The organism is Providencia sp. PROV261 (genome assembly GCF_028477945.1).
Taxonomy (GTDB): Bacteria; Pseudomonadota; Gammaproteobacteria; order Enterobacterales; family Enterobacteriaceae; genus Providencia; species Providencia stuartii.
In genome coordinates this window covers 87,216-102,823 of record NZ_JAMPMC010000006.1, presented here as the reverse complement: position 1 = coordinate 102,823, position 15,608 = coordinate 87,216, and the positions used below count along the sequence as shown (strand labels likewise).

The window sequence follows — 15,608 nt, the reverse complement described above, 5'->3', positions numbered from 1 at the left end:
ATTGTTTATGAACAACATTATGATAGTTCTATATATGAAGTCGACTAAATATTAATGCGCTGAAATCATTGTATTAGCTATTTAAATTAATTAGGAGCTTATATGACTAGATTATCCGTGGATGCAATTAATATAATAAGCACTATCAAAAAAACAGGTTCTTTTTCAACAGCGGCAGATGTATTGCATAAAACACCGTCTGCGATTTCCTATCAAGTATTAAATATAGAAAGTCGATTGAAAGTTAAGCTTTTTCACCGTAATGGACCTGTAATTCGTTTAACTAAGGAGGGGGAATTTTTATTACAGGAGGGGGCATGGATCTTAAATGCAGTGCAAGATCTCGAAAATAGAGTGAGAAATATTCCAACATTTGATAACCAAATTCGTATTGTGGTTGAAAAATTTCTACCGCTAGATATCTTTGTTCAAGATATTCGTGATTATATTAAGGCAAATGGTGATGTTCATATTTCAATCCTAAGAGAAGCAATGACAGGGGCTTGGGATGCATTAAAAGAAAATAGAGCAGATTTTATTATTGCTCTTGGGGGGATCCCTGAAAACATAAAGGTAAGAACCCAGCTACTAGGAAAACTTAGTTTTGCCCTTTGTGTTTCCCCATCACATCCATTTGCTTCACAAAAAACGATAATAACGAGAAATCAGTTAATAAACGATATCCACGTTGAAATTGCAGATAGTAGCCATGAGCTATCAATTAATAGAGAAAAAGAAGTCATATTAGGAAGGCAAATATTGGTTTGCGATTTAGAAAGTAAATTAGTCTTAATTAAGCGAGGAATAGGGTATGGGTTTATTTGTCCTTCACATATTAAAAAAGAGTTAAAGAACCAAGAATTAGTCATTGTTCCGGTAGAGATCCCTAAAGATGATCAATTTATTTGGCTAGCTTGGCATCCATCAAGTCAAGGTGGTAATTTCTCTTGGTGGAAAGAGCGATTAATAAAGAAGATTGATACATCAAGTTTTATTGAAAATTTATCTACGGTATAATAGAAAGCATACATAATATCTTGCATATTGTAGGCTTGGATGACGCTGAGCTACCCTAGTTATAAAAATACCTAATATATCTAGGGTTGGCTTCTTCTACGATTTCATTACGTTTATTATTCCATAGTAAATAAACGTTTTCTCTATAGACACTACCGCCTTTAACTGGTTTTTATAACCACTTATCTCTTTCCACTATGAAATGAAATAAATATGAGATATGCGTTTCTAAGTACGAATCATTGCTAATATAAAAATTATTACATGGCAATACTTATTCTATAGGTATGATAAGGCACAAACGTGATGATTATATTCTTTAGCCCAATTAGTTTAGGAGAATTGTACTTTTGCTCAAGGAGTTCTAAAAATGAATTTAAGTGAGGAAATAAGATAGAGGATGAATAAAGAAATAAACCCCACAGTGTGGGGCTTATTGGTTTGGCTAATTATTTTAGGCCAGCAGCTTCACGTAAAATAGCGGCTTTGTCTGTTTTTTCCCAAGGGAATTGAGAACGACCGAAATGCCCGTAAGAAGCCGTTTGTTGGTAAATTGGATGTAGTAAATCCAGCATTTGAATCAAGCCGTATGGGCGTAAATCAAAGAATTCACGCACTAACAGAACCAGTTGCGCTTCTGGAACTTTACCTGTACCAAATGTTTCAACCATGATTGAAGTTGGCTCTGCAACACCAATTGCATAGGAGACTTGGATTTCACAGCGATCAGCTAAGCCGGCTGCAACAATGTTTTTGGCAACATAGCGAGCAGCATAAGCCGCTGAACGGTCTACTTTAGAAGGATCTTTACCGGAGAATGCACCGCCACCGTGACGAGCCATGCCGCCATAGGTATCAACGATGATTTTACGACCAGTTAAACCACAGTCGCCCATTGGCCCACCGATAACAAAGCGACCTGTTGGGTTGATAAAATATTTTGTTGTTGGCACTAACCACTCTGCTGGAAGAACAGGTTTAATAATTTCTTCCATTACAGCTTCATGTAAATCTTGCTGTTTAATATCTTCTGCGTGCTGTGTGGATAAAACAACCGCATCAATACCAACAATTTCGTTGTTGTCATATTGGAAAGTGACTTGGCTTTTGGCATCTGGACGTAACCATGGCAGAGTGCCATTTTTACGAACTTCTGCTTGGCGCTGTACCAGACGGTGAGCATAAGTAATTGGTGCAGGCATCAGAACGTCAGTTTCGTTTGTCGCATAACCGAACATAATACCTTGGTCGCCAGCCCCTTGTTCTAATGGGTCTGCGCGGTCAACACCTTGGTTGATATCAGGTGATTGTTTACCAATCGCACTTAAAACCGCACACGAGTTTGCATCAAAACCCATGTCAGAGCTGGTATAACCAATTTCGCGAACGGTTTTACGTGTGATCTCTTCAATATCAACCCAAGCACTGGTGGTGATTTCTCCCCCGACCATCACCATACCTGTCTTGACATAGGTCTCGCAAGCAACGCGAGCTTTTGGATCTTGCTCAAGAATCGCATCAAGAACCGCATCAGAGATTTGATCGGCAATTTTATCAGGATGCCCTTCCGATACAGACTCAGAAGTAAAGAGATGTGTAGCCATGAGATTAATACCTTAAGAATTCGCTGATTGTAATTGGATGTTTTAACATCTAGACGTCTATTTTAATGTTTTAACAAAAAAAGTGCTACCTGTTTTTACGTTTGACAGAAAAACAATAAGTAAAAAGACGAGCCTTACAAATTTTATTTCTATTAAGCCAATAACGTTTTGCAATTTCTGCCTAATCAATGTATAAACAGCGACCGTGACGGTTAGTTAAAAATGTTCCGTTATATACCAGTAGGCGTACAATGTGCCTGCTATCTATCAGGAGTGTTTATCTTTCTCGCTATTGATAAAGATTAAACAGTTATATTGGGGGTTAATGGGTAATGATCCATAATCTACTGAATAACAGTAATCAGCAGCTAAATGCGGATCGCCGCGTGTTTTTGGCGTTTACTTTCCTGTCTTTATTTACTTCTTCTCGAAGTTACTATCATCTTCCTAGTACACCCTTGGCTATCAGTCAGTAACTGTCAGCCAAATGGTTGTATTTGTCACCGTTTAGATGTTCTAAGCACTTTAATTAATCCGAGTAATAGCTGTTTCCCCGACATAACTGCCTTGCAGAGCCACGTCTTAGGACGGGTCGCTGCCTGGCCGGAGAAAGCGTCACTCACCCCTCCATAAAGGAGTTTGTTATGAATGATAATATCGCTCGCAAAATGCGCCAGACGTACAACATCGCGTATTGGGGCGGTGGTTACTATCAGGTGAATGAGCGCGGAAATGTCTGTGTTTGCCCAAATCCTGATAACCCAGACACGTCTATTGATCTAGCCGAACTTGTTAATCAAGTTAAAGAGGAGCAGGAGCACTTGCGTTTACCCGCATTATTCTGTTTCCCACAAATCTTACAGCACCGTTTGCGCTCAATTAATGCGGCATTTAGGCGTGCTCGTGAATCGTACGGCTATACAGGCGACTATTTTCTGGTCTATCCGATTAAGGTCAACCAGCAGCGTCGAGTCATCGAATCATTAGTCAATTCAGGTGAACCGCTTGGACTAGAGGCTGGGTCGAAGGCTGAATTGATGGCTGTGCTAGCAAATGCCGGCCGTACTCGTACCGTTATTGTTTGTAATGGTTATAAAGATCGTGAATATATTCGATTAGCGCTTATCGGGGAAAAATTAGGTCACAAGGTTTACCTTGTTATCGAAAAAATGTCTGAAATTGAGGTTGTTCTTAAAGAAGCGGAAAGCTTGAATGTGACACCTCGTTTAGGCGTTCGTGCTCGTTTGGCGTCGCAGGGGTCAGGCAAATGGCAGGCAAGTGGTGGCGAGAAATCAAAATTTGGTTTAGCGGCAACACAGGTTTTACAACTTGTTGAAATTTTACGTCAGGCAGGTCGCCTAGAAAGTTTACAGTTGCTGCATTTCCATCTTGGTTCACAAATGGCGAATATTCGTGATATCGCGACAGGTGTCCGTGAATCTGCACGTTTTTATGTTGAGTTGCACCGTTTAGGCGTAAAAATTCAATGTTTTGATGTGGGTGGCGGCTTAGGTGTGGATTACGAAGGAACGCGCTCCCAATCAGATTGTTCAGTAAACTATGGTTTAAATGAATATGCGAATAATGTGATTTGGGCGATTGGTGATGCGTGTGAGGAGTTTGATTTACCACATCCGACGGTGATCACCGAATCAGGGCGTGCATTGACCGCACATCATACGGTCTTAGTTTCTAATGTGATCGGGGTGGAGCGAAATGAATTTACCAAAACATCTCCTCCCGATGAGGATGCACCGCGTTCATTGATTTCATTGTGGGAAACCTGGGAATCAATGCAGCACCAAGGTAATAGCCGTTCGTTACGTGAATGGCTCCATGATAGTCAGTTTGATTTACAAGAAGCGCATACGCAGTATGCTCATGGTGTACTCGACCTGACTCAGCGAGCGTGGGCCGAGGAGCTTTATTTGAATATTTGTCGTCGTATTCAACAAGACTTAGATCCAAGTAACCGTGCTCATCGTCCAATTATTGATGAACTGCAAGAGCGGATGGCCGATAAGTTCTATGTGAATTTCTCGTTATTCCAATCGTTGCCAGATGCTTGGGGGATTGATCAGGTGTTCCCCGTTTTACCGATAGAAGGCCTTGATAAGCCTCTTGACCGTCGCGCGGTATTATTGGATATCACTTGTGATTCGGATGGTATTATTGACCATTATGTCGATGGTGACGGTGTTGAAACAACTATGCCAATGCCTGCATACGACCCTGAAAACCCACCCATGATCGGCTTCTTTATGATAGGGGCCTATCAGGAAATTCTAGGTAACATGCATAACCTATTTGGCGATACAGCAGCAATCGATGTTTGGGTTGATAGCCAAGGCAACGTGCGTTATCTGCAAAGTGAAGAAGGCGATTCGGTCGCTGATATGCTGCAATATGTGAAGCTAGTACCAGAAGTATTGCTTGAAAGCTTTACAGAGCAAGTTAAAGGCACTGGGTTGAGCGAGCAGTTGCAAAAAGATTTCGTTGATGAGTTTGAGAATGGGCTTTATGGCTATACTTATTTAGAAGACGAATAATTGGCGATAAATAAACGGTAGCTAATCACAGGTGGTGTAGAGCCACCTATGAGTCTAAATAATAAAAGTATTTGCAGATTACAAATACTGATAGAGGAAGAGTGATGATTAATAGCACATTAGGTAATCAGGTCGATAATTCACTGGTTTCTAACGCATTTGGCTTTTTACGTTTCCCATTAAACTTTCAACCTTATAACTCAGATGCTGAGTGGGTGATAACGGGGGTGCCGTTTGATATGGCAACTTCTGGTCGTGCGGGCAGCCGTCATGGACCTGCTGCTATTCGTCAGGTATCTACCAACTTAGCGTGGGAAAGCCATCGTTGGCCATGGAATTTTAAACTAACAGAGCGCTTAAATGTTGTGGATTGTGGCGATGTGGTGTTTGCTTTTGGTGATGCACAAGACATGTGCGATAAGCTACAAGCACATACAGAAAAATTGCTGGAGGCGGGCAAGCGCTGCTTAACATTTGGCGGTGACCATTTTGTGACTTTGCCTCTGTTGCGCGCCCATGCAAAGCATTTTGGTAAAATGGCGTTAGTCCATTTTGATGCACACACAGACACTTATGGTAATGGTAGCCAGTATGACCATGGCACTATGTTCTACCATGCACCAAAAGAAGGGTTAATTGATCCGACTCGTTCTGTACAAATTGGTATTCGTACAGAGCATGAAAGTGATAACGGGTTTACAGTCATTGATGCCGCACAAGTTAATGATCGCGGTGTTGATGAGATGATCGAACAAATTAAATCTATTGTGGGTGATATGCCTGTTTATCTCACTTTCGATATTGATTGTTTAGATCCTGCTTTTGCGCCGGGAACCGGAACACCTGTCATTGGTGGATTAACCTCAGATCGTGCATTAAAACTGTTGCGTGGTTTACAACCGTTAAATATCGTTGGTATGGATTTAGTTGAAGTCGCACCAGCTTATGATCAATCTGATATCACTGCATTGGCCGCAGCAACCATTGCTTTAGATATGTTGTACTTACAAGCATCTAAAAAATAACCTATAGTTTGTCTGATTTTTAGGCTGCCTTCTAGGCAGCCTAATTTATTCTCAATAAAATAGATTGTTATTTAAACAAATATGAGGAAATAGCACTTTTTGCTATACCTCTTTGTGAGTAGTTCCACTTCGATTTGTTACCTATTTCCCTTTTAAAAGTTATTTCTTTCATAAATGCGAGTGATTATCACTCAATTACAGTCATATTTATCTCTATAGAACATAGTTGTAGTCTAATATCATGATTTTGTAACTTATTGTTAATCTTGCTAACGTATTAATCAGTTAGAGTCATTCATTTAACTATCCTTATTGGGAGAAAGCTTATGGCACTGAATAATAAAGTCATTTTAGTTACTGGCGCAGCACAAGGTATTGGTCGTGGTATCGCATTACGTTTAGCGAAAGAAGGTGCCAATATTGCACTTGTCGACCTGAAAAAAGAAAAATTAGCGGATGTGGCTAAAGAAATTGAAGCATTAGGCCGTAAAGCGACAACATTTGCTGCTGATGTCAGTAAGCGTGAGGAAGTTTTTGCCGCAGTTGCACATGCAGAAGCTGAACTCGGTGGTTTTGATGTAATGATCAATAACGCAGGGATTGCACAAGTTAAGCCTATTGCTGATGTACGCCAAGAAGATATGGATCTGATTTTCAAGATTAACGTCGATGGTGTGATGTGGGGAATTCAAGCGGCGAGTGAAAAATTCCAGCAGCGTAAACAAAAAGGGAAAATTATTAACGCTTCTTCCATTGCAGGGCATGACGGCTTTGCAATGCTAGGTGTTTATTCCGCTACAAAATTCGCTGTACGTGCATTGACCCAAGCCGCTGCTAAAGAGTATGCAAGTTCTGGCATTACCGTTAACGCATATTGCCCTGGTATTGTAGGTACGGACATGTGGGTTGAAATTGATGAGCGTTTTGCTGAAATTACAGGTGCACCAAAAGGTGAAACCTATAAAAAATATGTTGAAGGCATTGCATTAGGACGTGCTCAAACTCCAGATGATGTTGCTGGTTTAGTCGCATTTTTAGCAAGTGATGATTCAGACTATATTACAGGGCAGTCGATCTTGACTGACGGTGGTATTGTTTACCGTTAATCAAACCACTTATTAAGCAGAGCATTTTCTGTAAATTAACATTGTGCCTTGGCTAGTTAAAATAGGCCAAAGGCACAATTTAAATATTAATTCGCTATTATATTAGAAACTATATTTCTCCTACCTTTATTAACAGTAGATAAAACTATTTTATTTATTGTTATCATCCATCAAAAATCTTTAGGTAATGCATTAATTAATAATATGTTCAGGCATGTTAGTCTCGTTTAGCATACTCCTTGTCGTCATTGTGAACTCAATGTTTTCAATAAAACAGTATTGATAGGATAAAGAAATTTATACATTTATTAATGGAAAACGAATAAGGAAAAACTATGCCACATAAAATTAAAGTGATGACATTTAATACCTATTTATTGCATATTCCTTTTTTTAGTATTGGGGCATCCACTCAAGATGCTCGCATTAATGCGATGATAAAAGATAATATATTCTATGATGTTGATATCGTTATTTTACAAGAGGTATTTAATACTCATTCAGCACAAAAGCTTTTTTCGGGTATGAGGAGTTTAGGCTTTTTTTACCACACACCGGTTGCCGCACAATATAATGAATCTGTCCTCTCTTATTGTGATTCAAACCATTGTTGGAATGCTAAAAAAGGTGAATGGGATATGGTTCAGCAGGTCAATTCAGGGATCGCGATAGTTTCCCGTTATCCTATAGTTTATCGTGAATATCAACTGTTTGATGATGCAGGATGCGGTGCTGACCGTTTCAGTGCTAAAGGTGGGGTGAGAGCCGTTATTGAAATAGAAGGTAAAATGCTTCAAGTCATAGGAACTCATCTGCAATCGGATGACAACTTCTGCCTAATGACCTCACCTTCATCCCATCGCAAAGCCCAACTTACTCAGTTAATTAATTGGGCTGAAACTTCAATCACTGAAGATCGTCAAATAACAATCTTAGGGGGAGATTTAAATATTAATTATGGTTCGGAAGAGTACGAGCAAGCATTAGATATTATTGGTTGGGGAGAGCCTCACCATTTTAATCCACGACCGTCATGGGATTTTTCAACTAATAACGTGATTAGAGAAGCTTATCCCGATACTAGGCAAAGTTGGCATTTGGATTATATTTTTGCCAAAAATATGCGATCAATTAAACAGCAAACACGGGTGATCAAAAGCAAAATTGGTTATAACTATAATAATAAAGTCTTTTTTGATTATTCCGATCATTATCCTGTAGTGGCTGAAATTGAGTTGTGATAATTAGATATTTCAGCCACATATTTTTAAGGCGCCTTTATTGTGGAGCTAAATGGGTTAAGATGCGCTCCGCTTGTGTCCAGAGTAGTGAACCACCATCATCTTCTAACACGAAATGTTGGCAATTAGGGAAACGCGTTGCGAGGGTTTTACCAAAGTCTGGTGAATGAACAGTGCTTTCATCTTTCTCACCATACCACAGTGAAACAGGGCAATGGATCTCTTCAGGCTGGAAAGGCCAAGGCTGTAATGAGATCAATAAGTCTTGTACATAGCCTAAATTGCCTTGAAGAAAGGCTCGGTTCATACAGTCAGTATAGGCTTGCAAAAATGAGGGCTGATTGTAAACATTTTGATCAACCGTCGCGCTGCTATTGAGTATAAAAGCCAGTAACCAAGGTGCACTCACGTTTTTCTGTAACCAATCAGATAGCGCATCAGGTGTATTTCTGGCTTGCTCTTGCATATTGATAATATCGGCTTTTAATAAAGCACTTGTCGCGGGATAGTCAAATTGATCTTGCCCAGCAACAATAGATAAAGTGTTAGGAGTGCCATAGAAAGCTAATGCCATGGCAAATACAGCACCTTGAGAAAAGCCAATAACAGAATATTGCTCAATTTGCTGAGCTTGCAATAACGCGTCAATATCTGCCGCAAAACGTGAAAGCGATTTTTGTGGATCTTGTGACGATTCGCCTAGCCCAGCACGTTCAGGTACGATGAGTCGGATATTAAGTGGATCAAGTTGCTCAAGGCCAAAGCCTAACGTTCCACTCATACCTGCGCCAGTACAAAAAATAACAGGGAATCCCGTTCTTGGGCCTGATTCATACCAACTTAAGTTGCGGCCATCAGACAATTGAAGTGAACCTTGGCGCGTGTTTGTGAATGTGTTTGTCTGCATTGCTGAGTCCTAACTTATTTTGGGGCACGGGATGGTCACAATCAATGTGAAAGTGGCAAGGGTATATTTGATTGAATCTTAATAATGCTAGCCATAAAACGAATAATAAAATAATCGTCAGGTATAATGCAAAGCCAATTACGAAAAAGATTATTTGTTCTCTCAATAAGGAGCTGATATGGGGTTTTCAGATGCGGATAAGCAGTGCCTACTGGCGGTAAAAGGTGTTGGCCCAACAGTTATAAGTCGGTTAGAACAAATGGGATTTTCGACATTAACTCAACTGAGTGAAGCATCATATGAAGACATTTTAATTGCTGGGGCTGCTTTAACAGGCTCGAGTTGCTGGAAAAATAGTACACAAGCGAAGAAAGCCATAGAAGGGGCAATTGCCGCGGCGAAACAAGCCACCAAATAACCCTGATTCGGTAAAAGGGTTTCATTATCTAATTTGATAAAAACAACCTCTCTTTTTGCATGAAGTACTAAAAGGTTTGCTTTAAGGTTAGCTTAAAGCTAAATCATAATATTATTAACATCATGTATAAGAAAACTATTAGGGCAGTCATTATTATATTCGCTGTTATGGCGATGACTGCGAGCCCAAAAGGTATCAATATTTTTTCGAATCAATGTGAAGCCTATAAAGGGATACCAAAAAGAATTGCCGCAATGACATTCGGTGAGCAACTGATTAATCAGCAACGTGTTTTTTATACAATAACGTTAGTTGATGGCAAAAAAACGACGCAATAAATCGCCGTATTAAATACCATTGAGCATGAGCTAAACAAAAAAATGTTGGAGTTAATCCAAGCGGCTTTTGTCGTTGGTGCACCGGTTACGATACAACAGTGTGAGCAGGCGAGTATTGCAGGGTTAATGGTCGACTTTAACGGAGGAAAAACCATTAATCGATTTTAAAATGTCGAGCAAGCAATGGGGCGGTAAAGTCTTTTTTCAGATAGAAACCCCTCGGCAGCGTCATGATTGTTTGCCCAAATTCGCCAATACCCTCTGTTAGTGCTTTGCTATTTGCCGCTTTAGGGCGTATTTGTAGGACTTGTCCATGTCGAGCGGTGATACTTTCCACTTTGCCTAACACAATCAGATCCATCAACTCTTCCCAGTCTTGGCGCAGCAATTGCTCTTCCAAAGGAGAAGGGCTCCATAATAATGGGCTTGCGATACGACGTTGAGCGAGTGGTATTTGTCGTTCGCCTTCAATTGGAAACCATAAAACACGAGAGAGTTTTCGGTACACATGGCTATTTTTCCATGTTAACCCACTATTGCCTGTGAGCGGTGCGATCGCCACAAATGTGGTTTCAAGGGGCATTCCATTTCGGTCAATAGGGATGGTTTTTAGTTCGACACCAATATTGGCGAAATCTTGTTCGGGTTTACTGCCAGCGGTAGCTCCTAAAAAATATTCTAACAGCATACCCACCCAGCCTTTGTCACGTTTAAGATCGGGCGGCATAGGTAAGCCAGCGTATGCCGCTAATTCACCAAGAGTATAGCCAGCGAGAGCTTGTGCCCTAGCCATTAAAACGGACTCATTTTCAGGAGGGGATGGTGGTATAAATGGCATAATACGATTAAATAGTAACCAGAAAAAATTCACAGGGTAACAATAGTATATCACTTTTTATAAGAGATATTTAATTTGCTGATATATAAGGAAATAATTCAGTCTATTAAAAAATAATCCTCAAAGAAAAATAGGTTATTCATGTTCATCCCATAATAATCACAGGATCATTCACTAGGTTATCCACAGAATTATTGGATAACTGTGAAAAACTTTAATTACTGTGTGTATTTACAGGCTTGACTTACGTGGTTTTTTGAACCTAATCACATAAATTGGGCAAGTTAAGCACATTACTTGTGGATAAATCATACATTGATTGATCTTTGCGCATTTGAACTCCTAAAGCATAAAGTCGAAAAGATAAACTGTGTATAAAGAGAGGGTGATTGATTCATCCTATTGTTTTTAATGAAGTTAATTGGTTTTCTTGTTTTCTGTTAAAAAACAGGGGAAGGGATATACCCTGATTACTAGCGGGTTGTTCACATGGATATCCACAGAAAAAGTGAATAACATCCTTATTATTCACTCTCAGTGTTTATAACTTTTATGATTTCTGTGTATTATCCTCAGTAGGTTGAAACCATGCAGATTTAAAATCAAACCAACCAAAGGTATTCATGCGTGCTCCGCGCATGGTTTTTTGGCCTTGCAACTCTAGCCAATGGTGAAAAATAGGGTGAAAAATTTGTGTGTCAATGAGGCTTTCACACCAAGATTCGACATGCAGCTCCTGCCGACGCCATTTTGATAACGCCTCAGAGAGCGTAGAGCCTAAACATTTGCGCAATAGTGGCATTTCATACAAGGTGGCAAAAATAGAAAACTCGAGCGGTTTAAAGAAGTTAGCGGTAGCAAGCCAAATATCGCTCTCGACAGTGCCATTAAACCACTCAGGATAATCAACAATGTTGATTTTTAGATCAACACCTTGAGTTTTCAACACACGTTTCATGATTTGGCTAATAGAATAAAATTCATGGTGTTGATGATAGAAAGTGACGGTGAGTTCCGTTAAATCAGCAGGCTTAGGTAACTGTGTGAGCATTCGGCTATGATGCCAATGTAGCAATAATCCGTAAGCAGGCGCCCAATGCCGCTGATAGAAGGATTCACAGTGAGCTAATAAATTGATTGGTGTTAAAAAACTACACAGCCATTTACGTATATCGCTACGTCTGGAAAGCTCAGAGCGTTGATCCATTAATAAAAAGTAGCATCCTTCTTCCATTCTGCTTTCTAATGAATCATTAGGTTTATTATCGCTGTCCATTTTCAACGTGGTACAGACCATCTGCTCAGATAGTTCAGGCACCACCCAAATGGTCACTTCATCAAGGAGTGCTCGATAACCAAAATAGCGATCAAATGCGGTAATCGTGAGTTTTTGAGGCAGGTTTTTCTCAACGAAAAAAGGGCCGGTACCAATTGGCATTTTGTCAAAATTATCAATGGACTCCCACTCTTTAGGAATAATTGCTGCATGGGGGCTACCAAGTAGCAAAGGGAGTTGTTTATCCACTTCACTTAATTGAATATCGATGACATTAGGGAGAGGAGAGGTAACCGATTGGATGTGTGAAAACAGAGGCCAACAATGTCGTAAACGCATAAGCGAACTGATGATGTCATCGACTAACATTTCTCTACCATGATGAAAGTAGATGCTAGGCCTTAAATAAAAGCGCCATTCAGTATCACTTATCGCCTGCCAATGATGTGCGATACCATTTTCAATTTCCCCTTTTTCCTCATTTATATGGGTTAAGCCATTAAATATTTGGCTCATTAAATGAATTTCTGAACGCCGCATAGGTGTTCCCGGTAATAAATTGGGGAAGTCTCGATAGTAGATAATACGTAATAAATTTTTACCTTGCCGATAGCTTCTTTCTAATTCGGAGAGCACCATTTGGCGAATAGTTTCTTTATCGCCGACTAAGGCAACCAATTTTTCTATGCTCTCTTCTTTTAATAGGCGCTCTGCTTGGGCTTGCTGTAGCTCTAATCCATTGACATGAAACAGAAGGGTAGAACGCTTTCCTCTACCCGCTTCGGCTTGCCAACTAAGCCATCCATGAGACTGCATACTATTGAGCAAGGTACGTACATGGCGTCGAGAACAAAACAGGGTATCTGCAATATGCTGCAATGTGGTTTCACTGTCTTGCCCCTGAAAATGTTGCCACAGACGAACAAATTGTGTTTGTAAACGAGAACTGGTCATAAAAGAGGAACTCCGCTGGCGATTGTATCAATTTTTATTTCCTAATATCCGTTGATAATAGATACCAGTATGTAGCTCGTTTGGTCTGTTAGTTGACAGACTGACTCCCCGAATTATTGAGTAATGGTAATTTACCAGCCGATAGCATCATTATCGGCTTTTTTATTACCTTTATTTTGATGGCAATTTTTTAATGATTATACCTAATAATAGGGATAATTTTAAAAGAGATTAACCCTCTATGGTAAATTTATTCACTATTTTACAATAAAAAACGCCTGCGATTGGCAGGCGTTTGGGGCAGCGTTTTTGCTCTTAACGCATAAATGAAGGGATATTTTGCTCATATTGACGGATTTGATCAGCATGTTGCAGCGTTAAGCCAATGCTATCAAGGCCGTTCATCATGCAGTGGCGGCGGAAGCCATCAATATCAAATCGATAAGTCTTTTCACCCGCCTTGACCGTTTGCTTTTCTAAATCAACAGTGAATTGGCAGCCTTCATTGCTCTTCACATAGTTAAACATTTCGTCGATTTCTGCTTCGCTCAATTTAATCGGTAACAACTGGTTATTGAAAGAGTTACCATAAAAAATATCAGCAAAACTCGGTGCGATGACGACTTGAATGCCAAAGTCTGTTAAAGCCCATGGAGCATGCTCTCTCGATGAGCCACAACCAAAGTTTTCACGCGCAAGTAAAATCGTCGCCCCCTTAAAAATGGGTTTGTTTAACACAAAGTCAGGGTTGGGCTGTTGGCCTGCATCATCAAGAAAGCGCCAGTCATGAAACAGATGTTGCCCGAACCCTGTGCGAGTCACTTTTTGTAAAAACTGTTTTGGAATAATGGCATCAGTATCGACATTCGCTGCATCTAAAGGGGCAACAATGCCAGTATGGGTGATAAATTTTTCCATGAATGATCTCCTTTAGATTTGGATATCGCGAACATCCGCGAAATGCCCGTTGATTGCTGCCGCTGCCGCCATTGCTGGGCTAACTAAGTGGGTGCGTCCAGCACGGCCTTGGCGACCTTCAAAGTTACGGTTACTGGTCGATGCGCAACGTTCGCCGGGGTTTAAGCGGTCATTGTTCATTGCAAGGCACATGGAGCATCCAGGTAAACGCCATTCAAAACCTGCGTCAATAAAGATCTTATCTAATCCTTCTTGCTCAGCTTGGGCTTTAACAGGTCCAGAGCCTGGAACAACAATCGCCTGTACCCCTGAAGCCACTTTTTTACCTTTTGCGATAGCGGCGGCTGCACGCAAATCCTCAATGCGTGAGTTAGTACAAGAACCAATAAACACTTTATCAATCTTAACGTCAGACAATTTAATGCCCGATTCTAACCCCATATAAGCTAATGCTTTTTCTGCCGATGCGCGTTCTACTGGGTCACTAAAAGAGTCCGGAGATGGGATCGGCTCGTTGATGGCAATCACTTGACCGGGGTTCGTTCCCCAAGTGACCTGCGGTGCGATTTCGCTGGCTTGCAAGGTGACAATTTTATCGAATTGTGCACCTTCATCGGTTTTTAATGTTTTCCAGTAAGCAACGGCGTCATCCCACTCTTGGCCTTTAGGGGCAAATTGGCGACCTTTCATATAATTAAAGGTAGTTTCATCTGGTGCAATGATCCCGGCCTTCGCCCCTAATTCGATGGCCATATTACACACTGTCATACGGCCTTCCATGCTGAGGTTTTCAATGGCTTCACCACAAAACTCAACAATATAACCTGTGCCACCCGCGCTACCAGTTTTACCAATAATCGCCAAGACGATATCTTTTGCGGTGATCCCCACAGGTGCTTTACCAACAACTTCAATTTTCATCGTTTTGGCTCGAGCCTGTTTCAGGGTCTGTGTCGCCATGACGTGCTCAACTTCAGAGGTTCCGATACCAAACGCCAATGCACCGAATGCACCGTGTGTTGCTGTATGTGAATCCCCACACACAATGGTCATTCCCGGCAAGGTAATGCCTTGCTCAGGCCCCATAACATGCACAATCCCCTGATAAGGGTGGTTGAGATCATATAAAGTAACGCCAAATTCTTGGCAGTTTTTCATCAACTCTTGCATTTGAATGCGTGCCATATCACCGCAGGCGTTGATATCTTTCGTTTGAGTGGAAACGTTATGATCCATCGTTGCAAATGTTTTGCTTGGTTGGTGCAACGGACGGTTTTTCGTTCTCAGTCCATCAAATGCTTGAGGTGAGGTGACTTCATGAACCAGATGGCGATCGATATAGATAAGCGGGATCTCATTATCCACTTCGCGCACAACGTGAGCATCATATAATTTCTGATATAAAGTTTTGGCCATG

The 15,608-nt window shown here is 40.7% G+C and carries 14 protein-coding genes; 8 read left to right on the top strand and 6 right to left on the bottom strand.

Annotated elements, in window-relative coordinates:
* Nucleotides 1-102 precede the first annotated feature (102 nt).
* The gene (locus tag PR675_RS04685) at nt 103-1,017 is read left to right on the top strand and encodes a LysR family transcriptional regulator (protein ID WP_004922001.1); all 915 of its coding nucleotides are present in this window, start codon (nt 103-105) and stop codon (nt 1,015-1,017) included.
* A gap of 449 nt (nt 1,018-1,466) precedes the next feature.
* On the opposite strand, the gene metK is transcribed toward PR675_RS04685, so the two are convergent.
* Nucleotides 1,467-2,621 carry a methionine adenosyltransferase gene (metK, locus tag PR675_RS04680; RefSeq protein ID WP_004921998.1) on the bottom strand — a complete coding sequence of 385 codons (1,155 nt, stop codon included), beginning with the start codon at nt 2,619-2,621 and terminating at the stop codon, nt 1,467-1,469.
* A gap of 644 nt (nt 2,622-3,265) precedes the next feature.
* Here metK and speA point away from each other — a divergent pair.
* The 4 genes from speA (at nt 3,266) to PR675_RS04660 (ending at nt 8,542) form a co-directional block, all read left to right on the top strand.
* A complete protein-coding gene (gene speA / locus PR675_RS04675; RefSeq protein ID WP_004921992.1) occupies nt 3,266-5,170 on the top strand; it encodes a biosynthetic arginine decarboxylase in 1,905 nt (634 codons plus the stop codon).
* A 104-nt stretch (nt 5,171-5,274) separates the two neighbouring features.
* Nucleotides 5,275-6,195: an agmatinase gene (gene speB / locus PR675_RS04670; RefSeq protein ID WP_004921989.1), complete on the top strand. Its 921-nt coding sequence runs from the start codon at nt 5,275-5,277 to the stop codon at nt 6,193-6,195.
* Nucleotides 6,196-6,521: 326 nt separating this feature from the next.
* Complete coding sequence (locus PR675_RS04665; RefSeq protein WP_004921987.1) at nt 6,522-7,301, top strand: acetoin reductase; 780 nt, start codon at nt 6,522-6,524, stop codon at nt 7,299-7,301.
* Nucleotides 7,302-7,636: 335 nt separating this feature from the next.
* The gene (locus PR675_RS04660; protein WP_004921983.1) at nt 7,637-8,542 is read left to right on the top strand and encodes a sphingomyelin phosphodiesterase; all 906 of its coding nucleotides are present in this window, start codon (nt 7,637-7,639) and stop codon (nt 8,540-8,542) included.
* A 37-nt stretch (nt 8,543-8,579) separates the two neighbouring features.
* On the opposite strand, the gene PR675_RS04655 is transcribed toward PR675_RS04660, so the two are convergent.
* Complete coding sequence (locus PR675_RS04655; RefSeq protein ID WP_004921981.1) at nt 8,580-9,449, bottom strand: alpha/beta fold hydrolase; 870 nt, start codon at nt 9,447-9,449, stop codon at nt 8,580-8,582.
* 178 nt (nt 9,450-9,627) lie between these two features.
* Here PR675_RS04655 and PR675_RS04650 point away from each other — a divergent pair, with 178 nt between their 5' ends.
* From PR675_RS04650 to PR675_RS04640, 3 genes are all read left to right on the top strand, one after another.
* Nucleotides 9,628-9,867: a hypothetical protein gene (locus tag PR675_RS04650; RefSeq protein WP_060560864.1), complete on the top strand. Its 240-nt coding sequence runs from the start codon at nt 9,628-9,630 to the stop codon at nt 9,865-9,867.
* Between the two features lie 122 nt (nt 9,868-9,989).
* On the top strand, nt 9,990-10,205 hold the full coding sequence (locus PR675_RS04645; RefSeq protein ID WP_272582696.1) for a hypothetical protein: 216 nt from the start codon (nt 9,990-9,992) through the stop codon (nt 10,203-10,205).
* A gap of 42 nt (nt 10,206-10,247) precedes the next feature.
* Nucleotides 10,248-10,373, top strand: a complete 126-nt coding sequence (locus PR675_RS04640; RefSeq protein WP_272582695.1) for a hypothetical protein — start codon at nt 10,248-10,250, stop codon at nt 10,371-10,373.
* On the opposite strand, the gene mutH is transcribed toward PR675_RS04640, so the two are convergent.
* The 4 genes from mutH to leuC form a co-directional block, all read right to left on the bottom strand.
* Complete coding sequence (mutH, locus tag PR675_RS04635) at nt 10,360-11,043, bottom strand: DNA mismatch repair endonuclease MutH (RefSeq protein WP_060560879.1); 684 nt, start codon at nt 11,041-11,043, stop codon at nt 10,360-10,362. The two genes, PR675_RS04640 and mutH, sit on opposite strands and share 14 nt — an antisense overlap.
* Nucleotides 11,044-11,593: 550 nt before the next feature.
* Complete coding sequence (gene sgrR, locus PR675_RS04630; RefSeq protein ID WP_060560865.1) at nt 11,594-13,273, bottom strand: HTH-type transcriptional regulator SgrR; 1,680 nt, start codon at nt 13,271-13,273, stop codon at nt 11,594-11,596.
* A 315-nt stretch (nt 13,274-13,588) separates the two neighbouring features.
* The gene (leuD, locus tag PR675_RS04625) at nt 13,589-14,191 is read right to left on the bottom strand and encodes a 3-isopropylmalate dehydratase small subunit (RefSeq protein ID WP_004921966.1); all 603 of its coding nucleotides are present in this window, start codon (nt 14,189-14,191) and stop codon (nt 13,589-13,591) included.
* A 12-nt stretch (nt 14,192-14,203) separates the two neighbouring features.
* Nucleotides 14,204-15,607: a 3-isopropylmalate dehydratase large subunit gene (leuC, locus tag PR675_RS04620; protein WP_004921962.1), complete on the bottom strand. Its 1,404-nt coding sequence runs from the start codon at nt 15,605-15,607 to the stop codon at nt 14,204-14,206.
* Between the last annotated feature and the right edge of the window lies 1 nt (nt 15,608).

Bases quoted from the DNA above. Each gene is read 5' to 3' on its own strand.
- PR675_RS04685 (WP_004922001.1), top strand. From the start codon at position 103: ATGACTAGATTATCCGTGGATGCAATTAATATAATAAGCACTATCAAA.
- metK (WP_004921998.1), bottom strand. From the start codon at position 2,621: ATGGCTACACATCTCTTTACTTCTGAGTCTGTATCGGAAGGGCATCCT.
- speA (WP_004921992.1), top strand. From the start codon at position 3,266: ATGAATGATAATATCGCTCGCAAAATGCGCCAGACGTACAACATCGCG.
- speB (WP_004921989.1), top strand. From the start codon at position 5,275: ATGATTAATAGCACATTAGGTAATCAGGTCGATAATTCACTGGTTTCT.
- PR675_RS04665 (WP_004921987.1), top strand. From the start codon at position 6,522: ATGGCACTGAATAATAAAGTCATTTTAGTTACTGGCGCAGCACAAGGT.
- PR675_RS04660 (WP_004921983.1), top strand. From the start codon at position 7,637: ATGCCACATAAAATTAAAGTGATGACATTTAATACCTATTTATTGCAT.
- PR675_RS04655 (WP_004921981.1), bottom strand. From the start codon at position 9,449: ATGCAGACAAACACATTCACAAACACGCGCCAAGGTTCACTTCAATTG.
- PR675_RS04650 (WP_060560864.1), top strand. From the start codon at position 9,628: ATGGGGTTTTCAGATGCGGATAAGCAGTGCCTACTGGCGGTAAAAGGT.
- PR675_RS04645 (WP_272582696.1), top strand. From the start codon at position 9,990: ATGTATAAGAAAACTATTAGGGCAGTCATTATTATATTCGCTGTTATG.
- PR675_RS04640 (WP_272582695.1), top strand. From the start codon at position 10,248: ATGTTGGAGTTAATCCAAGCGGCTTTTGTCGTTGGTGCACCGGTTACG.
- mutH (WP_060560879.1), bottom strand. From the start codon at position 11,043: ATGCCATTTATACCACCATCCCCTCCTGAAAATGAGTCCGTTTTAATG.
- sgrR (WP_060560865.1), bottom strand. From the start codon at position 13,273: ATGACCAGTTCTCGTTTACAAACACAATTTGTTCGTCTGTGGCAACAT.
- leuD (WP_004921966.1), bottom strand. From the start codon at position 14,191: ATGGAAAAATTTATCACCCATACTGGCATTGTTGCCCCTTTAGATGCA.
- leuC (WP_004921962.1), bottom strand. From the start codon at position 15,607: ATGGCCAAAACTTTATATCAGAAATTATATGATGCTCACGTTGTGCGC.